Annotated in this window: 21 protein-coding genes, 1 tRNA gene and 1 pseudogene; 18 read left to right on the top strand and 5 right to left on the bottom strand. The window is 38.5% G+C overall.

Going from position 1 to position 20916, the window contains the following annotated elements; translation table 11 throughout:
• Positions 1 to 60 precede the first annotated feature (60 nt).
• Positions 61 to 705 carry an NAD(P)H-binding protein gene (locus ACLJJ6_RS09865; protein WP_412989278.1) on the top strand — a complete coding sequence of 215 codons (645 nt, stop codon included), beginning with the start codon at positions 61 to 63 and terminating at the stop codon, positions 703 to 705.
• A gap of 53 nt (positions 706 to 758) precedes the next feature.
• Here ACLJJ6_RS09865 and ACLJJ6_RS09860 read toward each other — a convergent pair whose 3' ends face one another.
• The 3 genes from ACLJJ6_RS09860 to ACLJJ6_RS09850 all read right to left on the bottom strand — a co-directional run bounded on the left by ACLJJ6_RS09860 (position 759) and on the right by ACLJJ6_RS09850 (position 1834).
• Positions 759 to 992 carry a hypothetical protein gene (locus ACLJJ6_RS09860; RefSeq protein ID WP_412989277.1) on the bottom strand — a complete coding sequence of 78 codons (234 nt, stop codon included), beginning with the start codon at positions 990 to 992 and terminating at the stop codon, positions 759 to 761.
• 2 nt (positions 993 to 994) lie between these two features.
• Entirely contained in the window at positions 995 to 1540 is a 546-nt protein-coding gene (locus ACLJJ6_RS09855; RefSeq protein WP_412989276.1) for a CvpA family protein, read from the bottom strand.
• Between the two features lie 221 nt (positions 1541 to 1761).
• Positions 1762 to 1834, bottom strand: a tRNA-Ala gene (locus ACLJJ6_RS09850).
• Between the two features lie 665 nt (positions 1835 to 2499).
• On the opposite strand from ACLJJ6_RS09850, the gene ACLJJ6_RS09845 reads away from it, so the two are divergent.
• The 17 genes and pseudogenes from ACLJJ6_RS09845 to ACLJJ6_RS09765 all read left to right on the top strand — a co-directional run bounded on the left by ACLJJ6_RS09845 (position 2500) and on the right by ACLJJ6_RS09765 (position 19319).
• Complete coding sequence (locus ACLJJ6_RS09845; protein WP_412989275.1) at positions 2500 to 3447, top strand: alpha/beta hydrolase; 948 nt, start codon at positions 2500 to 2502, stop codon at positions 3445 to 3447.
• A gap of 267 nt (positions 3448 to 3714) precedes the next feature.
• Positions 3715 to 4416, top strand: coding sequence for a diacylglycerol/lipid kinase family protein (locus ACLJJ6_RS09840; RefSeq protein WP_412989274.1), 702 nt, complete (start codon positions 3715 to 3717; stop codon positions 4414 to 4416).
• Entirely contained in the window at positions 4403 to 4672 is a 270-nt protein-coding gene (locus ACLJJ6_RS09835) for a hypothetical protein (protein WP_412989273.1), read from the top strand. Before ACLJJ6_RS09840 ends, ACLJJ6_RS09835 begins: the two co-directional genes overlap by 14 nt.
• A gap of 90 nt (positions 4673 to 4762) precedes the next feature.
• Positions 4763 to 5590, top strand: a complete 828-nt coding sequence (locus ACLJJ6_RS09830; RefSeq protein ID WP_412989272.1) for an alpha/beta hydrolase — start codon at positions 4763 to 4765, stop codon at positions 5588 to 5590.
• Positions 5591 to 5771: 181 nt separating this feature from the next.
• The gene (locus tag ACLJJ6_RS09825) at positions 5772 to 6710 is read left to right on the top strand and encodes an aldo/keto reductase (protein ID WP_412989271.1); all 939 of its coding nucleotides are present in this window, start codon (positions 5772 to 5774) and stop codon (positions 6708 to 6710) included.
• A gap of 44 nt (positions 6711 to 6754) precedes the next feature.
• Positions 6755 to 7081, top strand: coding sequence for a thioredoxin family protein (locus tag ACLJJ6_RS09820; protein ID WP_412989270.1), 327 nt, complete (start codon positions 6755 to 6757; stop codon positions 7079 to 7081).
• A 97-nt stretch (positions 7082 to 7178) separates the two neighbouring features.
• Positions 7179 to 7847 (top strand): MgtC/SapB family protein, encoded by a 669-nt coding sequence (locus tag ACLJJ6_RS09815; RefSeq protein ID WP_412989269.1) that lies wholly within the window; start codon positions 7179 to 7181, stop codon positions 7845 to 7847.
• A 228-nt stretch (positions 7848 to 8075) separates the two neighbouring features.
• The gene (locus tag ACLJJ6_RS09810) at positions 8076 to 8711 is read left to right on the top strand and encodes an SDR family oxidoreductase (protein ID WP_412989268.1); all 636 of its coding nucleotides are present in this window, start codon (positions 8076 to 8078) and stop codon (positions 8709 to 8711) included.
• Positions 8712 to 8918: 207 nt separating this feature from the next.
• Positions 8919 to 10301, top strand: a pseudogene (locus tag ACLJJ6_RS09805) (PTS sugar transporter subunit IIC).
• A 152-nt stretch (positions 10302 to 10453) separates the two neighbouring features.
• The gene (locus tag ACLJJ6_RS09800) at positions 10454 to 11893 is read left to right on the top strand and encodes a 6-phospho-beta-glucosidase (RefSeq protein ID WP_412989267.1); all 1440 of its coding nucleotides are present in this window, start codon (positions 10454 to 10456) and stop codon (positions 11891 to 11893) included.
• A gap of 87 nt (positions 11894 to 11980) precedes the next feature.
• Positions 11981 to 12901, top strand: coding sequence for an ROK family protein (locus ACLJJ6_RS09795; RefSeq protein ID WP_412989266.1), 921 nt, complete (start codon positions 11981 to 11983; stop codon positions 12899 to 12901).
• Between the two features lie 138 nt (positions 12902 to 13039).
• Entirely contained in the window at positions 13040 to 13504 is a 465-nt protein-coding gene (locus tag ACLJJ6_RS09790; RefSeq protein ID WP_412989265.1) for an RrF2 family transcriptional regulator, read from the top strand.
• Between the two features lie 13 nt (positions 13505 to 13517).
• Positions 13518 to 14324 carry a PHP domain-containing protein gene (locus ACLJJ6_RS09785; RefSeq protein ID WP_412989264.1) on the top strand — a complete coding sequence of 269 codons (807 nt, stop codon included), beginning with the start codon at positions 13518 to 13520 and terminating at the stop codon, positions 14322 to 14324.
• A gap of 379 nt (positions 14325 to 14703) precedes the next feature.
• Positions 14704 to 16050, top strand: coding sequence for a sensor histidine kinase (locus tag ACLJJ6_RS09780; protein ID WP_412989263.1), 1347 nt, complete (start codon positions 14704 to 14706; stop codon positions 16048 to 16050).
• The gene (locus ACLJJ6_RS09775; protein ID WP_412989262.1) at positions 16051 to 16800 is read left to right on the top strand and encodes a response regulator transcription factor; all 750 of its coding nucleotides are present in this window, start codon (positions 16051 to 16053) and stop codon (positions 16798 to 16800) included.
• 1518 nt (positions 16801 to 18318) lie between these two features.
• Positions 18319 to 18537, top strand: a complete 219-nt coding sequence (locus ACLJJ6_RS09770; protein WP_412989261.1) for a helix-turn-helix domain-containing protein — start codon at positions 18319 to 18321, stop codon at positions 18535 to 18537.
• Positions 18537 to 19319, top strand: a complete 783-nt coding sequence (locus ACLJJ6_RS09765) for a hypothetical protein (protein WP_412989260.1) — start codon at positions 18537 to 18539, stop codon at positions 19317 to 19319. The genes ACLJJ6_RS09770 and ACLJJ6_RS09765 overlap by 1 nt, the downstream gene beginning before the upstream one ends.
• Positions 19320 to 19605: 286 nt before the next feature.
• On the opposite strand, the gene ACLJJ6_RS09760 is transcribed toward ACLJJ6_RS09765, so the two are convergent.
• Both ACLJJ6_RS09760 and ACLJJ6_RS09755 read right to left on the bottom strand, forming a co-directional pair.
• Positions 19606 to 20238: an ABC transporter ATP-binding protein gene (locus ACLJJ6_RS09760; RefSeq protein WP_412989259.1), complete on the bottom strand. Its 633-nt coding sequence runs from the start codon at positions 20236 to 20238 to the stop codon at positions 19606 to 19608.
• A 13-nt stretch (positions 20239 to 20251) separates the two neighbouring features.
• Positions 20252 to 20914 carry a hypothetical protein gene (locus tag ACLJJ6_RS09755; protein ID WP_412989258.1) on the bottom strand — a complete coding sequence of 221 codons (663 nt, stop codon included), beginning with the start codon at positions 20912 to 20914 and terminating at the stop codon, positions 20252 to 20254.
• Between the last annotated feature and the right edge of the window lie 2 nt (positions 20915 to 20916).

The raw sequence follows: 20916 nt of genomic DNA, 5'->3' as shown, positions 1-20916 counted from the left end.
TGCGTCTCAAACTGTAAGTATTATAATTACAGTTGAAAACAAGAAAAGGGGTTTTGTGAAATGCGTAAAGTTATTATATTAGGCGCAGCGGGCCATATTGCTCGTTTGGCAGCCAAACAACTGATTTCGGAAACTGACGATCAATTAACATTGTTTGTTCGTCATCCCAAGAAGCTGACGGATGTGAATGAAAAACGTGAAACGATTGTGGTGGGGGATGTCAACAACGAAACGGAATTGACAGCTGCTTTAAAAGGACAAGATATTGTTTACGCCAATCTTGGACCCGATAACACCGATCAGATGGTTCCTCATATTGTTAAAGCAATGCATACGGCGGGCTTAAAGCGTTTGATTTGGATTTCAACGCTGGGTGTTTTTAATGAGGTTCCCGGTAAGTTTGGTGAATGGAATAAACAAATGCTGAATCCTAGTGGTTATCTCCCAACGCAAAGTAAGGCTGCGGAAGAGATTGAGGCTTCAGACTTAGATTACACAATCGTGCGACCAAACTGGTTAACTGATAAGAATGAAGTGGATTATGAAACAACCGGCCGTCACGATGCCATGAAGGGAACGGAGGTTTCTCGGCAATCGGTGGCTGATTATGTCGTGAAATTGCTTCAAAACCCGACCAAAGATGTGCGAACCTCAGTCGGGTTAAACAAACCGCATACGGACGGTGACAAACCAAGTTTCTATTAGAAAGAAAACGATCAATTAACTTTAAAGAAAAGGGTCATTGATCGTTTTTTTAATTAGATTTTTATAGATTTAAAATTGTGGGTCACGGCATTATATTCGTGTTTGTAGCGTAACTCACCGTACTGCTCGAAGAAAATAGTTTCATTTTGTGGATCAGGATAGAAAAAGGAGCTGTTATCCCCATCTTTAAACAAAATCCCGGCAAGTGGTTCGTGCACCTCCGTTAAGGACGCGGTGGGGGTTGCTAAATGAGAGGCGATATATTTTTTTATTAAACGATAATTCATAGTTAACTTTCCTCGTTTGAAATAGTGCCCGAATTAGGAGTTTCATTTGTATTTAAAATATATTTACTGAGTATATCGGCAGAAATTCCAGGCGTTTTTTTGATCATAAATTGCGCAACTTGTGAATCTGCCAGTTGGACTTGGTAAGCATCATTAGGGAAAAATTGGCTGACACTTAACAGAATGAAGATGACAAAATAAGCGATGATCAAACTGACAATGCCACCGGCAAGACTGTTAACCTGTTTAATGACTGGAATCCATGTAATTAGTCGTGACCAGCGCGCGATCAGACGAATCAGTAACCAACCAATGGCCATCAAAATTACAAAGGAAACGGAACTCATAACCGCTGTATTTGCTGTGGAGCTTTGTCCCTGGCTGAAGCTGGTTGATAGAAATGAGGCCAAAGGATTACAGAAGATTTTAGCAAAAATGAAGACGATAAAATAGCCTAATGTGTAAAGAAGTTCAACCACCAGCCCTTTATGCAGGCCGCTGATAAATTTCCATAATAGTAGTACGAGAATGATAATTGAGAGAAGCATGGCGCACCTCCTTAAATGAATACTAAAAATTTACCATATTTGCAGGGCTAATAACAAATTCCAATGAAAACTTAATATAAATTAAATGTGTTTAAATGTTATTGTGGCAGTCTTTTAAACGTTTACGGGTGCATAAGAAAAATAGATTACTTAGCGTGTGACTAAAAAAGACTGATACCGCAGGCAACAATTTGCTTAGCGGTATCAGTCTTTTGTATCAATGGACCCTAACGGATTTGAACCGTCGACCTCTTGCATGCGAAGCAAGCGCTCTCCCAGCTGAGCTAAGGGCCCAAAAAAGTTTACTTAAATAGTATACCGCAAAATACCAGAAGAAGAAATTCAAAAATAAAAAAAGTGGCTTTTGTCTACGGACAAAACTAATTTAGCTTAATTGAAACACGGATGAAAAGATCTGGTGAGGCGCTTAACCAGAAACCAGCGGTCGTTTGGTCGAAAGCTTCTTATTTTAGATGAATTCTACCGCAAGAAGATTGGCTAATGACAAGTACGACTAGTTAATGACAGTGTTCATTTTTACGATTAACAAATCTGATTTTCAAGTTATTTATGTTAAGTGAACTTCAAAAAGTAGTAGGGGTAACCAATAGTTTCCTGGGGGAATTACGAGGCTTCTTTACTAGAGAATCAATGATAAAGTCATCATCTAGAAAAAAATAGTTAAATATAAAAAATAAGGGTATGTTAATTGGTATTGTGAAACTGTAGCTAGTCAGGATTGCAACGAAATACCCAATTCAAAAATTTTAGTTTTTTTAAAATTAGACTCCTTTTGCCAGGGGGTCTTTTTATTTGTTACAATGAATTGGTAGCGGATTCAATCAATTGGGTTTTATTTATGCTTTCGTCATTGCTATAAGATATAATGAATTTGATCAACCACTGAAATGAACGGATGCTCAAGAAATAGATAACGTTAATATGAAGGAGATGGTGACGTGCGCGCAAAGAAAATTTTAAAGGTTGCTGGCTTAACATTAGGTGGACTTGTTGCCAGTTTAGCGGTGAGCAGTCTCGTAAGCTATCAGATGGGAATTAGGAACTCTGATTCGCGAAAACGGCGTGCCGTCCGTGATGCACGGGACAAAGATAACACACCAGATAGCTATAAGTGGTACACCCAGCTGGTCAAACAAACTTGGTTTATTCGCGCAGAAGATGGGATTCACTTAGCAGCAACTTATCTGGCAAATGAAAATAGTGATAAAACGGTGATTTTAGCCCATGGGTATCACCATGCACACGAGCAAATGATCCCGTATGCCAAGCTCTTTCGTGATTTAGGGTACAACGTCTTAATGCCGGATGCGCGTGGCCACGGAATTAGCGATGGGAATATTGTCGGTTTTGGCTGGCTAGATCGGCGTGATTATATAAAGTGGATTGCAGAAATTAATTCACGAAGTAAAACACCGCAGAAAATCGTCCTTTTCGGTATTAGTATGGGTGCCGCAACTGTCTTAGCCACTGCTGGTGAATCAGATTTGCCGGATAATGTTAAAGCTGTTATTGAAGACAGCGGGTTTAGTTCCGCCCAAAAGGAATTTAGCTACCGCTTGGGGCACTATTACTTTATGCCGCCGTTTCTCAGTACTTTTGTGAGCCTCATGACGCGGCTAACTGGCGGGTACTCTCTTAAAGAAGCTGATATTGCGCACCAGGCTGCTAATATTACGATCCCTGTTTTAATGATTCATGGGGATGCAGACCGTTACGTACCGGTTGAAATGATGGCAGAAATCAAAAGTGCGTTAGCTAAACAAATACCAAGCGAAAGTGTCGAGGTGCCGGGGGTTGACCACGTGGGCTCGCAATCCAACGATCCTCAAAAATATCAACAAACGATCGCTAATTTTTTGAAACAGTGGGTTGAAACTGGTAAGTAAAAATTAAATACCTTTATCATGAGTGCGAGGAAAAAGCGTTGTGACTTCGAGTATTACTTAGAAAAATGAGTGATTTGTACTTCGAATCTTTCATTTACGTGAACCGGACAAAGTAGCCTTTTTCTCATTTGCGACGATTAAAGTTCGGTGATAGAGTCTGGGAATCTTTTCTCGGACTCTTTTTATGTCGCAGCTCGACTAGTTCAAAGTTGTTTTCCTATGGTAAACTAGAGCTTAATAACTAACGGAGCATAGGTGGCGAGCGCAATGGGAAAAACAAAGCCGACTTTTTTAATGATTGTCAACCAGTTTGCTGGGGCTGGACAAGCACAATCAAATTGGCAAAAAATTGAAGTTCAATTGAAGGAAAGAAAGGTTAATTATGAAACCAAATTAACGGATCATCCGGGACATGGGATTCAAATTGCGCGTGATTTTGCATTGCGCCACAAATATGATAACGAGTGGGTCGTGGTGGCAGTTGGCGGTGATGGTACTTTGCACGAAGTTTTGAACGGCCTGCATCAAGGCGGTGGAGACCACATTCCCTTGGGATATATTCCTGCAGGTTCAGGAAATGACTTTGCCCGTGGCGTAAACTTGCCGACCCAACCTTTAGTAGCAATGCAAAAACTTCTGGCTGTCCAAAAACCTACGCTGCTAGATGTGGGTGTTTATCAAAATCGATTGGACTCGCACGAAACGCTATTTACGAATAATGTCGGCATCGGATTTGACGCTTCGGTCGTTCATGCGGCTAATGCAGGCCAGAAGGATCATTTGCGTAAATATCACCTGCAATCTAGTGCTTATGTCTCCTCCTTAATCAAAACTTTTTTTAAACAGAAGTCTTTTGGCCTGAGAGTTAAAGCAGATCAGGCTAGCCAGCAGTTTAACCGCGCATTTTTGGTGACGACCACTAATATCAAGTACTTTGGCGGTGGGGGTGCCCATCATGCCGATTGCTGATTTACATGATGGCAAGTTGGATTTAGTTGTGGTGGAACAAATGAACGTTGGGCGATTCGTCAAATTATTTGTCACGATGCTGACAACGGGCAAGCACCTAAACTCAACAACGGTTCACCATTTTCGTGCCGGGCACCTGCACCTGGAAACAAACACTCCGGAAAATGGGCAGGTTAACGGCGAAAATATTCAAAAACAAAAATTCAACCTTGATTTTTGGGTCACTCAACGGCCATTTTGGTTAAGCGACCACTAGTTCTTTTCATTGGCAACGGAAAATAGTAAAATAAGCAATGTTGCCTATGATGATAGGTGTTTGAATTTTGAAGGAAAATGGGGGATTTAAATGAATGCAGCAACCATTTTTGTTCATGGTTTTAATGGTGGGGTGAGTTCAACTGGGCATATGATTTCCGCAGCCCAGCACGCAGGATGGGCTAAGCAGGTCATGACAGCTACCATCTCGCGCCATGGCAGAATTTTTATCACTGGGTCTAAAAATATGGATGTGAAAAATCCGATTATTCAGGTTATTTTTGAAAATAATCGGGCACCAGAATTCGTCCAGATCAACTGGCTACATAGTTTACTAATTATGCTAAAACGTGAATTTAACATTATGGAATATAACGGCGTGGGGCATTCGCTTGGAAGTAATGATCTCGTGAACGAAGCCTTAATGTATGGGGATGACTTACGCGTACCGAAACTAAAAAAATTGGTTACCATTGCTGGACCGTTTAATGGCCTGCGTGGTTTTTTACATGCAAAACCAGTTTCAACATTACTTAAAATGGATTATCGACCCGTCCACCAAACAAAGCATTTTAAACGGATGTTAAAATATCGCGATCACTTTCCTAAAGGTGTGGATCTGTTTAATGTGGTTGGCAAGGTCGAAGGGTACTTCGACAACGATTGCTTCGTTTCGGTAAATTCTGCCCGGTCAGTCAAATATTTGCTGCACGGCGTCTTAAACAATTATCGTGAGCTGCTAGTCACAGGCGAAGAAGGGTACCATTGTAGTCTTAACCATAATCCGATGGTTTTTGATGCCATGAATGAGTTCTTGTGGAATGATTACGCAACCCTGTCAAACGTGCAAACACATCGGGTGCTAGCCGATGAGGTGAAGTTCAATGAAGCTAAAACTTTAGCCACAAATGCAGGCTAGTCTGCAAAATGGCTATTTTTTTGGCGTTAAAATGGCCGAATAGCAAAATAGATATCTAGTAAGTAAGTTTACGAGTTCCTTAACAATTTATTCTTTCTCTTTCGAGGCGGATTAAATGTTATTTTAATAATTAACGTTCAAAATAGGGTGTGGAATGAAAAATAAGGAGGAATTTTTAGAAATGATTAAAAAAGTAAAAATTGGTAAAACGGCAATTGAGGCAACACCCTTGGGCTTAGGAACCAATGCAGTTGGTGGACATAATCTCTTTCCCAATTTAAATGATGCACAAGGTGTTGCAATCGTCAAAACGGCGCTTGATAATGGCATTAATTTTTTGGATACGGCCTATGCATACGGCTTCGGACGTTCTGAAGAATTGATTGGTCAAGCAATTCAAGGGTATGATCGCAAAAAAATTGTGATTGCGACTAAAGCTGCCCAAACCCCTGGACATCCAGAAAAAATTGACAATTCGCCCGCCTTTTTAAAACAGGCAGTTGAAGCGGCCTTAAAGCGGCTGCAAACAGACTATATTGATATTTTCTACATTCATTTTCCGGATGGGAAAACACCACTGAATGAAGCCGTCAAAGCGCTAGATGAAAAACGGCAAGAAGGTAAAATTAAAGCCATTGGTATTTCCAACGTAAGTTTGGCACAGGTTAAAGAAGCTAATCAAGACGGTTTAGTTGATGTGGTTGAAAACCAGTACAGCTTACTGCATGCACAAGCCGAGAAAGAATTAATGCCTTATTTAAAGGCTAATCAGATTTCTTTTGTGCCATTCTTCCCGTTGGCGTCTGGTTTATTGACAGGAAAATACACAGAAGCTGTGTCCTTTGATACAGACGATATTCGTCATCGTAATCCGGACTTTAGGGGTGCACGTTTTGCTAAGATTGTAAACCGCGTCCAGCAGCTGCAACCCGTAGCGGATAAACACAAGGTGACGATTGCCCAAATTATTTTAGCATGGTATATTAAAAATCCGGACGTCAGCGTGGTAATTCCGGGTGCTAAGCAGGCCAAACAAGTAGCAGCTAATGCTAAAGCACAAAATATTACCCTATCGCAAGAAGAATATGATACAATTAGGTCATTGTTCAAAGACTTATAAAAAGTAAGTGGGCAAATAGAATTAAATCTGTGGGAGGAATTAAAATGGATGCACAAGAACAACAATTAACGGATCAAGAAATTCTTGATGCGATTAAAACTGGGAAGAAAATGCTATTTTTTACGGCTGGATGGTGCCCTGACTGTGCATTCATCAAACCCGTAATGCCAGAAATCGAAGCCGAATACGATCAGTATGATTGGTTGACAGTGGATCGCGATGCTAACATCAAGGTTGCACAAAAGTTTGGTGTTATGGGGATCCCAAGTTTCATCGCTTTAGAAGACGGTGAAGAAATCGGTCGTTTTGTAAACGGTGACCGCAAGACACGGCAAGAAGTCGAAGCGTTTGTGGATAGCCTTGGAAAATAAAAAATCATATCGTTAAGGTGTCAACAGGTTTATCTGTATAATTAAAGACAGATAAGCCTGTTTTTTTATGGTGTTTTCAAAAAGGAGGTTCGCTAAAATGACGGTAGCCACGCAGTTTGACTTGGTTTTACGAGTTTTAATTGCGGGAGCTTGCGGTTTTGCGATTGGTTATGAACGAAATGCACGCGCTAAAACTGCCGGTTTAAGGACGCATATTATTATCATTATGGGAGCAGCCTTAATGATGATCGTTTCCAAATACGGATTTATAGATTTACTGGGAGATAAAGGAATTGGCCTTGATCCTTCACGAATTGCGGCTCAAATTGTCAGCGGAATTGGATTTATTGGTGCCGGGACGATTATTGTCAAACATGATGATGTGAATGGTTTAACCACGGCCACTGGCTTGTGGACCACTGCGGGAATTGGGATGGCAATTGGGGCACGGATGTTTGTCGTTGGCGTGACTGCTACTTTACTCGTGCTAGCGACACAAGTGATGTTAAATCGTGATTTAAGTTGGCTGCATTTACCGAAGACCAGCGAGGTACGGCTAAGTATTCAACCTGGTTCGCATAATATTTCGGCGGTGCAAGACGCGTTGCAGAAAAAAGAAATTGACGTGACTAAACTTCGGGTCCGCAAAATGGATACTGAAGTGATTGTCAAAATGAAGCTTCAGTTTGTGGCGTCACTGGATAACGTGGCACTTACTCGGATTTTTGAAGCTATTCCAGAAATCAGGGAAATTGAAATTTATTAAACCCACACACGATAAATCGAAAAAAGCTGGCTAAGGGTTTTTAGTTCAATTAAATAAAAGAAAATGATACGCTGAGTTTAAGCAGGAAATTCAAAGCAATTCAAGGTGCACAGTTGTCAACTCACAGTAAACTGGCACTGTGATGCGGAAGGCAATAGTTATGGTCTTTGCGGGTAGTTCTGAAATGAAGATCGCGAACACATAACGACCCAAGGAGGATATTTTTTTATGAAAGTTTTTGTAATTGGCGCACATGGTCAAATTGGTAAACTTTTGGTTGCACAACTTTTAGATCGCGGTGATGAAGTGGTTGCCGGAATCCGAGACGTGAAACAACGTGATTTTTTTGAGGATCAAGGTGCAGCTACGCAATTGTATGATTTAAATGAACAGCCGGATGAACTGGCGAAGGCATTGACGGGGGCAGACGCTGTTGTTTTCAGCGCTGGTTCTGGGGGTAAAACTGGTTATGACCAAACACTTTTAATTGACTTAGACGGAGCGGTTAAGAGTATGGAAGCTACCGAAAAAGCTGGTATTAAGCGTTTCGTGATTATTAGCGCAATGAATGCCGAGGACCGAACGCGCTGGACGGCAATTCAGCCGTACTATGTGGCTAAGCACTATGCGGACCAGTATTTACGGGACGAGACAGATTTGGATTATACCATCGTCAAACCAGGTACACTAACTAATGATGCTGGTAGCGGCGGTATTCAACTAAATCAGCAAAAAGGAAAAATTGCGCGTGAAGATGTTGCAGAAGTCATTGTGGCTGCTTTGCATAATGACCAGACCATTAAGAAAGAATTTGCAGTTAGTGAGGGGCAGACCCCGATTAACGAAGCGATGGCACAACTCTAAAAACAAATTAAACATGCTTTGGAACATGTTCCATTCTGGGGATTTGCACCCGTTATGGAACATGTTTTTTATTTGTGAAACAGCTATACATCAATGTTTTATAAGCATATAATAAATTTTGTTGAAAGCGCTTCATCTTAAATAATCTTTGGCCAAAGATTAGTTTTTCTATTTATCGTAAGCAATTATTATTTTGGGGTGATTTTAATGAACGATTGGATTAATAATAAACTCCTGCCTCCTGTGATGAAGTTTGTTAATACTAAAGCGATCACAGCCTTAAAAAATGGGATGTTAGTCAGTTTGCCATTTATTATGGTTGGATCCATATTCTTGTTATTAAGTGCCTTTCCGTGGACGCCAGTTGCTAACTGGATGAACGCGACTGGTCTGACACCATATTGGACACAAGCTTATAATGCTTCGTTTGGTGTTTTATCAATTTTTGCCGTTGTGGGGATTGCCTACAATTGGGTCCAGGCAGAAGGTTATGAACCATTACCGGCTGGTATGACAGCCTTGGTTAGTTTCTTTCTAGTTATGCGTCCCACAACCGCCGTTATGAACGGAACCAAAACGGTGGTGTCCGCTACACAAGCACCAAATTTACTAACTGGTTTTATTGACCGGACTTGGTTGGGTGGCCAAGGAATGATCGCAGCGATTATTATCGGATTATTAACCGGCTGGATTTACACATGGTTTATTCGCAATCATATTACAATCAAACTGCCAGAACAGGTTCCGCCTGCTGTTGCTGAATCATTTGTTGCGTTGATCCCAGCATTCGTCATTATTACAGGTTGGCTGCTGGTCTACATCGCATTTGATGCAACAGCTCACATTACGATGACACAGTGGATTTACAAAACAATTCAGACGCCACTGCAAGGCTTGACAGATTCATTTGGCGGCGTACTTATCATTTCAATGTTAATTCCGTTCTTCTGGTTCTTTGGGGTTCATGGTGCCGTGATTGTCAGTGGGATTATGACGCCAATTTTGACAGCTAACAGTTTATCTAATGCCGCAATTTTTAAGGCTCATGGGGTTGTTAACGCTGCTAATGGTGGACATGTTTTCGTGCAATAACTACTGGACCAATTCGGCACGGTTACAGGATCAGGGATGACCATCGGCTTGGTCTTCTTCATGGCGTTCTTTGCCAAATCTGCACAAATGAAGAGTATCGGTCGTTTGTCTTTCCTGCCCGGAATCTTTAACATTAACGAACCAGTACTCTTCGGGGTACCAATCGTTATGAACCCAATTTTGTTATTACCATTTGTCTTGATGCCAGCCTTCTCAATGGGATCAACTTACTGGCTAATCAAGTTAGGTGTGATTCCATACTTTACTGGTGTTCAGGTACCTTGGACCACACCGCCAGTTATTTCTGGATTGCTCGTCGGTGGTTGGAAGATGATGATTTGGCAAGCAATTGTTCTCGTATTATCCTTCTTTGTTTACTTCTTCTTTGCGCGTAAACAAGATCAGATTTTGTTTGCCCAGGAACAAGCAGCAGAAGACTCGCAGGCACATACGAGAGAAGCTGAAGCTGCTGCAACGACAGAACATGCAACTGATTAGTACAACCTTAAAGTCTATTTATGGCGATGAAAATCAAAGTAAATGGACTTTTTATGAAAAAAGGTGAAAAAAGAAAATTCTAATTAAAACGTTTTCAAAATGAGTTATACTTAAAAGGTACGAAAATTTAAAAAATGAGAGGAGTTCATAATATGAGTAAACTTAAGGATGGTTTTCTATGGGGTGGTGCCGTTGCTGCTCACCAACTAGAAGGTGGTTGGCAAGAAGGCGGCAAAGGTGTTAGCGTCGCGGATGTGATGACGGCGGGCGCAAACGGTGTTCCACGTGAAATCACGGATGGCGTTTTACCAGGTAAAAACTATCCTAATCATGAAGGAATCGATTTTTATCATCGTTACAAAGAGGACGTCAAACTTTTTGCAGAGATGGGTTTCAAGTGTTTTCGGACTTCAATTGCGTGGACTCGAATTTTCCCGAATGGTGACGAAACACAACCAAATGAAGCGGGCTTAAGATTCTACGATGACTTATTTGATGAATGCCACAAATATGGGATTGAACCCGTAATTACCCTAGCTCATTTTGAAATGCCGTATCACTTAATTAAAGAATACGGCGGTTTTGCAAATCGTAAAGTGATTGATTTTTACATGAACTTTGCAGAGACTTGTTTTAAACGTTATAAAGACAAGGTTAAATACTGGATGACATTCAACGAAATTGACAATCAAAGCGACTTTAACAGTGAATTCGCGGTGGCTACTAACTCCGGAATTTTGTTCAGCAATGTTAAAAAAGAAGATCGGGAAGCTACTATGTACCAGGCAGCCCATTATGAATTGGTTGCAAGTGCCAAAGCTGTTAAATTAGGTCATGAAATTAATCCTGATTTTGAAATTGGCTGCATGATTAACATGACGCCAATCTATCCTTTAAATGCGGATCCTAAGAATATTATGCTGGCTGAGCGGATGATGCAACGTCGCTACTGGTTCTCAGATGTGCATGCTAACGGTGTTTATCCAAATAATATCGAAGCTTATCTGAATAAAAAAGGCTATCGACAAGATATTACTGATGAAGATCGCGAAGCTTTGAAACAGGGCACAGTGGACTACATTGGCTTAAGCTACTACAATTCTATGACAATTAGTGCGGATGGAATCGACTTAGATGGCGACATTAACCCCGAAGCACCAGTAACGAAAAATGAACACTTGAAGACTAGTGAGTGGGACTGGCCGATTGATCCGGTCGGGTTGCGGTACTCGCTTAATTGGTTAACTGACCGGTATCACTTACCGTTGTTTATTGTGGAAAATGGACTCGGTGCCCGTGATAAAGTTGAAGCAGACGGCAGTATTCACGATCCTTATCGGGTGGATTATTTACGTGCACACATTCAAGAAATGGAAAAGGCCGTTGACCTTGATGGTGTGGATTTGATGGGTTACACCCCATGGGGCTGCATTGACTTAGTGTCTGCGGGAACTGGACAGATGTCCAAACGTTACGGATTTATCTATGTGGATAAAGATGATGAGGGTAACGGTACTTTAGATCGCTCTAAGAAAGATTCTTTTGCTTGGTATAAAAAAGTTATTGCCTCCAATGGGGAAGACTTAGATTAACAGAAATGAGGTTTGAAATGGAAGCCGTTATGCTGCGACACCATTTCATGCCTTTTTTCATACATAAAATATGAAGGAGCAAGGATTATGAAGAATTATATTGGCCTTGATATTGGCGGTACCAGTATTAAATATGGCTTAGTAGATGAAGCGGGTAAGATTATTGAAAAAGATCGTATTAGAACCAGTGCTGACGGCGAAGAAATTCTCCGGAATATTGAGATGATTGTCAGTCAGTTTAAGTCGGAGACCCCAATTACGGCAATTGGGGTGAGTGCTCCGGGAATTGTGCAGCGGAACGGCTTTATGACTACTGGAGGAGCTATTCGTGATTTTTATGGGATTAATTTAAAAGAAGAGATCGAAAAACGCGTAGAGATTCCAACGGTAATTGAAAATGATGCGAATGCAGCCGCGTTTGCTGAGCAGTGGCAGGGTAATGCCGTGGGTCTGCATAACTATTACTGCATGGTAATCGGCACAGGGATTGGTGGTGGCTTGATTATTAACGACCAAATTTATCGTGGTGGGAACGGTATGGCGGGCGAACTAGGGATGATGTCTGCCATGGACGTTAAAGACATTCAACAGGACCATCACTTGGAATATAATAGCCTGAATTATACGGGTGCGACGGTAGGGGGACTCTTGCGTTATTACAACGCACATAGTCACAAGCCAGAATTGACTGATGCGCGGGTAGTTTATGAGTTAGCAGGTCAAAAAGATGAAACGGCACAAGCCAGCCTAGATTTCTTCTACACCGCATTGGCTAAGGGAATCATTGATTTGATGGTGGTTTTAGATCCCGAGGTGGTCTTAATTGGCGGCGGAATTTCAGCCAATCCGCAATTCATAGACGGTCTGCATGCTAAAATTGCGGATTTGAAATCGCGAAATCAAGATATTCAGGGACTAACTTTTGCACCGGTAAAACCAGCAAAATTACGTAATGATGCGGGGATCATTGGGGCGGTTTATCGAGCTATTCAAATTGGGCAGCCTTAATATCACTTATTGTATATAAAAGTCGGATAATTACCATTTTCTGCTTATCAAAGGGACGTTTTCATTAGAGGGATTCCCAAGAATTTTTAAAATTGTGTTAAAATGTAGGTGTAAATATGAACAAGGGGGTCCGATCGAATGAGGCTGGATTTTTCGGTTGCGGTACACAGCTTGTTTTACTTGGATGAACATAGTCCACGTAAAATTGCGAGTCGAGAGTTGGCTGCATCACTAGATCTGAATGCAGTTGTGATTCGAAACATTCTATCTGTCCTCCATAAAAAAGGTTATATTGAAGGAACGGTAGGTAAAAATGGCGGGTACCAGTTAAAAAAAGCGCTAGCGGATATCAATGTGGGCGAGTTATATGATGTAACAATTCCGCCAACCTTGAGTTACGCGCGCTTTATTACTGGTCAGTCGGAAGGCATCAATAAAGCAGACCGGATTTCCAGCAATATGGCAGAGACACTGACGGATTTATTTACGTTAGCGGATGATGAATATCGTGCGTTCTACCACCGGTTCACATTGGCAGATTTGAAAAGAGATTTGTATCAGCATGGCTACTTTAAACAATTAGTCAAAAATAAGAATAAGTGAGATGAGTTTTTCTATGGATTACTATGATCAACACGTACATACTGATTTTTCATTTGATTCGGATGAAAAAATGGCGGCGTACTTGAAACTTGCAGGAGACAACTTTGTCAGCACGGAACACTTAGATTACAAGGCTCTTGATGATAAAAGTGGAGATAACTTACTAGATTATGATGCTTATTCACGCGAAATTCATTGGTTAGAGGAAGAGACCGGCAAGCATATCTTTAAAGGTGTCGAAATTGGTTATTACCCAGGCCGCGAATCAGAAATCAAAACTTATTTGCAGCGCCATGAATTTGACATTAAATTGCTCAGCTTTCATCGCAGTCCGGACTATGACTTTAGCGACAGCATCGTTAGCCAAATGGATCCACTTAAAGTTGCTGACCAGTATTATCGGTTAATGTGGAAGGGAATCAATGCCTTTCATGATGCGGATGTCTTAGCCCATTTTGATTATGGCGTGCGTCAATTAAACTTAACTTCGGGGATGTTTGAGACAACCGCAGGGATTCTGTTAGCGAATATTTTAAAGTTGGCAGTGCGTTACAATATGGCGTTTGAATTGAATACAACCAGTATGTATAAATACCATAATATTGGTCTGTATGATTACGCGGTCGAAATCTATAAACAGTTGGGCGGCAAGCGGTACACCATTGGTTCAGATGCGCATGATACTTCGCAGTACATGCGTAACTATGAAAATGCGGTTGATATGTTGAAGGCTCACGATATTCATCATGTGAATGTTTACCGGAAGAATGCCATGATTATCGTACCTTTGGATGATGTGGATGAAGGCATTAAGTACTAAAATATTGAAAGATTTGTGAACATAAAGAGTTAAAAATCAAATTTTGATTTTTAACTCTTTTTTGCTTACTTTAACCTAAAACAGTTTTATAACAGAGCACAGCTTTACTTATTTTTTGAAAAATTACGGCACTTGGTATAAAAAAGTTATTAATGGTGATTTTCTTTATAGTGGTATTCATCATACTTTGGTTACTAAAAAGCATCTATGCCAATAATTGGTGTTAATGAGGCAGTATGATACGTTAATCTGGATATTATAAATTATATTGTGTCGTTGATACAATTTAGTTAAACTAAGGGATGTGATGCAAGACGCAGATTTGGTTTAAAGGGAGCCAGGATGAATGAATTTTATTATTCATCTAAACTAACAGGTAATGGTAGAATTTGGAATTGGTGAGTATCTTGTTGAAAATTTTGCGCTAATTTTTATTGTTTTATGTACAAATACTTATCTGAAGCATAATTTTGGGTGGAAAGTAATCGCTTTAAATTTTGGTGCCAGCATTCTTTGTGCAATTTTTAGTATGATTTTGGAAGATGCTGCCTATCTACCGCTAGTTTTGGGGGCAATCATCGTCGAAATTGTCAGACAGAAGAAATTGAAAGTTAATCCCAGATACGTGAATACGATGCTGATTAGTGTCATTATTCAAATCGTCTTAATTTCCATTAGCGGATACATTAGTACAACAATTTTGATGTGGGCAAATCATTTCCACTCCATTAAGTCACTCTCGCGTGTCGGCGATATGTTGGTATTTCAGGATATAACAATTGATTTGTTTTTTACCATTCTCTTATTCATTTGGTTTTATCGACATCGCGTGTGGTGGCGTCATTCGATGAATCAGATTGAAGATTTAGGCTTATCTATTCGGATTTTTTGGATGCTAATGATGATTTATGGCTCTATTCAAACCATTTTGATTATTAGCGATATTCAGGATATTACGGCGATCATTCAAGCAGCTAGTATTGTAATTTTTATGTTAATTATCATTTTGATGAGTTGGCAAATGCAGTTTTTTATCAAAACGTATGCTGTTCAACAAAATATTAAAGATGAAGGAATCAGAAATCAGCAGTTACACGACTATTTAGCCAGCATAGAACAGCAGTATACCGAATTGCGTCAGTTTAAACACGATTATCAGAATATTATGCTGTCAATGACAGAATTGGTAAAACACGATGATCGAACTGAATTGCAGGAATATTTAAACGAATTAAAAAATAAGAAGCATTTAAATGAGTCGCTAAGTAAAGTTAGTATTAGTGAACTGGATCATCTTAAAAACGAAACCCTGCGTGGCTTAATTATTCAAAAATTTTTTGAAGCACGTAAACAAGGGGTTGAGTTAGTTCTGGAAATTGAACAAGAAAATCTTTTAATCGAAAAACAACTTGTTGATATTGTTAGAATTGTGGGTGTTCTTTTAGATAACGCGATTGAACAAGCTGAAAAAATGCCAGATCACAAGGTTGGCTGTGCACTTATCAAAACCAACGACACGGTTGAGATTTCAGTGGAAAATTCAGTCACTTTACCATTTAATCTTCAAAAAATATTTGAGCGCGGTTATTCATCGAAAGGATCAAATCGAGGCTTGGGTCTAGCGAATGTCAAAGAGTTGATTAATCAAAATGTGAACTTTTATTTAGACACACAGTTGATACAACAAAAACTACGGATTACTTTAATTATTACGGGGGAAAAATAAGTGTTTTCAATCTATTTATTAGAGGATAACCTTGAACAACAAGCGTATTACACAAAAGTTATCAAAAATACTATTATGATTAACAACTATGCGATGAAACTGGTTTGTGCAACAAATAATGTTGAAAAATTAGAGGGTAGTATTTTGGATCAGGACCAGGGGCTATTCTTTTTGGATATGGAAATTTCTGGGCAGACAGATGCTGGATTAAAATTGGCTAGCAAAATTCGCCAGAAGATGCCATTTGCACAAATTGTTTTTATTTCAACTCACGATGAACTGGCGTTTTTAACGTTAGAACGTAAAATTGCGCCATTGGATTATATTTTAAAGGATCAATTGGTTGAAGATATTAAATCCAAAATTATTGAAGATATCAATTTAGCACAAGAACAATATGTGAAATCTATTTATCATCAACAGACATTATTTGGATATCGCATTGGGTCCCGTTATTTTTCAGTCCCAATGAGTGAGTTGATAATGTTATATACCATCAAAGAACGGCCGGGAAGCGTTACTATGATTGCTGAAAATCGGCAGGCAGAATTTCCCGGTAATTTGAACAATTTGGAAGAAAAATATTCAAATCTGTTTCGTTGTGACAAAAGTTATTTGGTTAATTTAGATCATGTGAGAAGCTTTGATGCCCAAGCCAAACGGTTACAGTTTAATCAGGGTCTGGTCTGCAAGGTGTCGTTTCGCAAGGCAAGAGATTTGACTAAATTATTGAAAAAACCTGTATCTTAAAATAGAGCCTACAGAATAAAATTGTAGGCTTATTTTTTTACGTTAATTAGCCAAAAGGGTACGTTAATTTTTTAATTGTTTGCGCATTGGAACACAGTTATAAACTATAAACATAGAAAAAGTAGGGAGATATTTATTATGAAGGCAGAAAGCAAGGCAAATAGTAAAACTTTAAGCATTATTGAATGAGGACTGTTCATAACTGCAATTATGTTTAATGCTATTTACATTTTGGATGGTAAATCATTTGGTGCGGCGCTTACGGTAACGATATGTGGTATTGTATGGCGTTTAATACAGATTATTGGAATAGCGACAAGTTTATATTATTGACGCAAAAGTGAACGTAGTCACAAATAGGTGAAATTAGTAAAGGGATGAACACTAAAAACGAATATGGCTAATTCGGTGGCTGCGGATAAAACGAGTAAAATTTCAGAAATGTTATTGGCAATGGTAGATGCTAAAGAAAGATTGATTGGCAAAATCTCAACAACCTATTGCCTGATACTTTTACATATGCCGATTTATGCAAGGTTAATTTATATAATCGGGGAGAGGATAATATGAAAATCGTAAAAATTAGTTTGTCTATCATTGCCATTTTACTGGGTGGTTATCTGTGTCTGACGGGGGTGGCATCCTCATAAAATGATGAGCCGGCACGAATGGCAATAGTGACAGGTATATATTGGATTTGTTGGGCAATTTTACTTTGGGTTACAGCCACAAGCGGTATGAACATTGTAATGGGAGTGGGATGCACAGTTATCATACTTCAGTATGTGATTTTAGGGACGAAGACAGGATTTAGTGAATTAGTACTCTTACAGATTGTTTTATTGTCAGTTTTGGTTATTATCAAACATCGAAGCAATGAAATATAATTTTTTACTGGTCAAGCACGTTAATCATTAAAAAGAGTACGTTAATTTTTTGTTTTCCCGTTTTGGGCCCTATGCCTATATACTACATTTATGTGGTAATTAAAATCACTAAAAATTGGCAATGGAAATAAGTATTTATGGGGAATAATAACAAAAGAAGATTCTTCGCGGGGACTTTTGTTATTTTACATAGCACGGAAAAAGTTGAAAAATGGCTAATATTTTGGTGGCTTTTTTTCGATGGAAATCAAAAATGTTATTCAACTTCATTGAAGTTCAAATTCTAGCGATATCGGCCACGTAAACTGATGGTTGCTAGAATGTAAACCACTGGTTTCTATGCGAGGAGCCGTTCTCATTACATAATTAGTTTTGTTGATTAACAAAAATTGAAATTTATATTTTTGACAACGGGAAATTAGTACCTACGCTCTGGGGGGAGTTCATAAAATTAAAAACTGAATATACGCTTCGCTAATTAAGACGTGTATGAAGGCAGGTATTAATGAGAACAGGTAGATCTTTTATCGGTTCTTTTTTTCTAAAGTAGGAAGTTCAAAAGTGATCGATCTTGGTATGCTTTAAAAATTTTGTTAATCGACAAAATTAACTATTTAAGGAAGTGTTTAACATGAGGGAAATCTTACCTTACAAATGTATTCGTCAGAGAAATGGTTTGTCTCAACAAGAGGTTGCAAGTAAACTCCACATTTCTCGGCAATCGGTTTCTAAATGGGAAAATGCGCACGCTCAACCTAGTATTACTAATTTAGTCAAGCTTAGCCACATTTATCAGGTTTCTTTGGAAGAACTAGTGTGTGGTTACAAAGATTCAGAAAAGAGATCGTAATGAAATTAACTAGATATAATGTATTTGCGGGAGGTATCTTTTATTTTGCCTATGGTGTCTGGGCCTACATTGTTTTTATGGGTGAACCACCAGCCAGCGATGTGGGTAATAGTGTCGAAGCCGGAATTAGCTTCTTTTATAGCATTCAAGGAACTTATGAATCAGTGTTATTGATGTTGTTGCCCATGATTTGTTTGCCGTTATTCTTTGCCAATAATCTTTCTCAAGATCGTTATACAGGTTTCAATAAATTCTTGATTTATAGACTAGGATCATTGCAACGATACATACGAAATTTCTTTATTAAAACTTTTGTGGTTACTTTTACGGCATCTCTTATTTGGCAGTGCCTATTATTACTTGAAATTAATTTTTTAATGGCACCAATTCGAATGCTTCGGTCAAGTAGATTCTTGAGAAACTCGTTGGGTTATATCTTTTCTCAAAATGGCTATGTAAACTTGTTTTGGTTTGTTCTATTGACCTCAATCGGGTGGGCTATATTTATTTGTTTGGTACTAGCGATTAGTCTGTTCATTAAAAATCCGTATATCTTCTGGGGATTAGGGTTAATAGTAGGTCTCCTGTTGTTCATAGTTCCGACACTATTAGGAAATGGTCTAATAAGTTATTTATTTTTCCTTCCCATTTTAATTATGCCTGGAAATCAGATCATTGGTAGTAATATTCCGAGTTTGTCGCTTTATGTTCAATATACACTAACTGGTATTGTGTATGTGAGTGTGACCTGGGGATTAATTGTGTTATTTATCAGACACTAAAACAACTAACAAAAATCAAAACAACAATAATTTTTTATTAACATCATCTAAAATACTGATTGATCCAGTTGATATCATCATTATTGCTTGTAAAAACATTTTTCAATAGTTCTGTCTCTTCAAATAAGTTAGTTATCTACTATGTTAAATAAAAACAACCACCACACACAATCACGATAATAAATAAAACTAAGCGCAACCAGAATTCTATTTTTGCTTTTCTCCGTTAATCAACCCAACAACAATAGATTAATTTTTTAAATGGTCTAATGAAATTAATGCCGCCTTAAACATTCACATGTCCTTCGTTGACTTTATATACAACATCAGCAACATTCTGAATGACAAAACGATCATGACTGGCAATTAAAATGGTTTTGTCCTCATTTTTCAACTTCCGTAACTTGTCCTCAAAAATATGTACCGATTCTTCATCTAAGCCGTTCGTCGGTTCATCTAAAACAATTAATTCTTGATCTTCCATTATAGCTTGAATAATTGCCAATTTTTGGCGCATTCCCAATGAAAATGACTTAACCTTTTCATCTTTATGGTCAATCATATCAAATAATTGCATTGCTTCTAAAATCTGATTTTCTTGGATTTCATTTTTAATTGCGGCCAAATATTTGAGATTATCAAGTGCCGTATAATTATTAATAAAACCAGGGGTTTCCAAAATGGTCCCAATATTAACCTGTGGACTAGATCCCAGGCTTATCTTCTCTCCATTAATCTCAATTTCACCAGAATCTAACTTAATCATCCCTAGAATTGCGCGAAACAACATCGTCTTTCCAGATCCATTGGGTCCTACAAAGCCTGTGATGGTTCCTTTTTCAATATTCAGATTTATATTTTGTAGAATCTGTTTATGTTTAATTGTTCTTGAAACATCCTTTAAATTAATATAACTCATTTAAAATTTCTCCTTATAGCAACTCCATTTTTCGATATGTTAAATTTAATAATTCAACAAGTATTACAAGCCAAATTACTAATATTCCACTGACAAACTTCAAATTTAAAGTCGTTGTAATTAAAATAACCCAGTTTGTTTTCAATGCTAAAACTATTAAAAACAAAACTATTGTTAAAAGTTCCCCTACAATTCCTCGTAACAGCATGGTTAACACTAAAATCAAAATAGTAATGCCAATCAAACTGAGTGTTGTTGCTAATCCTAGCCTAAAAATAAACAGCACAGAAATTGTTTTTATTTTAAAAATCCAAACAACAGCCCAAAAATATAAATTATATAAAACCGAACTAACCAGAATCAGTCCACCAACTAATACAACTGGCAATCGACTGTTAGATTTACGAATCCAAACGAAAACATTTTGTTTCAGCAAAAACTCTTTGAATATCGGAATCATCACAGACAGCGGCACTAAATAATATAAAATCCAATTCAAGTTTTGAAAAATAAAATTAATTGTCATTGCTGGAAAAGTGTTAAAAATATTTTCTGCACTATTAAAGCTAGATTCCTGACAATATTCATAGAGTAGTCCTATCTGAAGTATGATTAAGCAAATTTTGGCCTTCAAATTTCTTAACAACAGCCGGTAAATTAATAGTCTCAATTGCATTC

The organism is Pediococcus siamensis (assembly GCF_047220215.1).
In the GTDB taxonomy this organism is placed as follows: Bacteria; Bacillota; Bacilli; order Lactobacillales; family Lactobacillaceae; genus Pediococcus; species Pediococcus siamensis.
The sequence above is the reverse complement of the archived record's forward strand: the minus strand, read 5'-3'. Positions and strand labels throughout refer to the sequence as shown.

Coding starts and splice junctions, on each gene's coding strand:
- ACLJJ6_RS09865 (WP_412989278.1), top strand. CDS start 61: ATGCGTAAAGTTATTATATTAGGCGCAGCGGGCCATATTGCTCGTTTG.
- ACLJJ6_RS09860 (WP_412989277.1), bottom strand. CDS start 992: ATGAATTATCGTTTAATAAAAAAATATATCGCCTCTCATTTAGCAACC.
- ACLJJ6_RS09855 (WP_412989276.1), bottom strand. CDS start 1,540: ATGCTTCTCTCAATTATCATTCTCGTACTACTATTATGGAAATTTATC.
- ACLJJ6_RS09840 (WP_412989274.1), top strand. CDS start 3,715: ATGGGAAAAACAAAGCCGACTTTTTTAATGATTGTCAACCAGTTTGCT.
- ACLJJ6_RS09835 (WP_412989273.1), top strand. CDS start 4,403: ATGCCGATTGCTGATTTACATGATGGCAAGTTGGATTTAGTTGTGGTG.
- ACLJJ6_RS09830 (WP_412989272.1), top strand. CDS start 4,763: ATGAATGCAGCAACCATTTTTGTTCATGGTTTTAATGGTGGGGTGAGT.
- ACLJJ6_RS09825 (WP_412989271.1), top strand. CDS start 5,772: ATGATTAAAAAAGTAAAAATTGGTAAAACGGCAATTGAGGCAACACCC.
- ACLJJ6_RS09820 (WP_412989270.1), top strand. CDS start 6,755: ATGGATGCACAAGAACAACAATTAACGGATCAAGAAATTCTTGATGCG.
- ACLJJ6_RS09815 (WP_412989269.1), top strand. CDS start 7,179: ATGACGGTAGCCACGCAGTTTGACTTGGTTTTACGAGTTTTAATTGCG.
- ACLJJ6_RS09810 (WP_412989268.1), top strand. CDS start 8,076: ATGAAAGTTTTTGTAATTGGCGCACATGGTCAAATTGGTAAACTTTTG.
- ACLJJ6_RS09800 (WP_412989267.1), top strand. CDS start 10,454: ATGAGTAAACTTAAGGATGGTTTTCTATGGGGTGGTGCCGTTGCTGCT.
- ACLJJ6_RS09795 (WP_412989266.1), top strand. CDS start 11,981: ATGAAGAATTATATTGGCCTTGATATTGGCGGTACCAGTATTAAATAT.
- ACLJJ6_RS09790 (WP_412989265.1), top strand. CDS start 13,040: ATGAGGCTGGATTTTTCGGTTGCGGTACACAGCTTGTTTTACTTGGAT.
- ACLJJ6_RS09785 (WP_412989264.1), top strand. CDS start 13,518: ATGGATTACTATGATCAACACGTACATACTGATTTTTCATTTGATTCG.
- ACLJJ6_RS09780 (WP_412989263.1), top strand. CDS start 14,704: ATGGTAGAATTTGGAATTGGTGAGTATCTTGTTGAAAATTTTGCGCTA.
- ACLJJ6_RS09770 (WP_412989261.1), top strand. CDS start 18,319: ATGAGGGAAATCTTACCTTACAAATGTATTCGTCAGAGAAATGGTTTG.
- ACLJJ6_RS09765 (WP_412989260.1), top strand. CDS start 18,537: ATGAAATTAACTAGATATAATGTATTTGCGGGAGGTATCTTTTATTTT.
- ACLJJ6_RS09760 (WP_412989259.1), bottom strand. CDS start 20,238: ATGAGTTATATTAATTTAAAGGATGTTTCAAGAACAATTAAACATAAA.
- ACLJJ6_RS09755 (WP_412989258.1), bottom strand. CDS start 20,914: ATGCAATTGAGACTATTAATTTACCGGCTGTTGTTAAGAAATTTGAAG.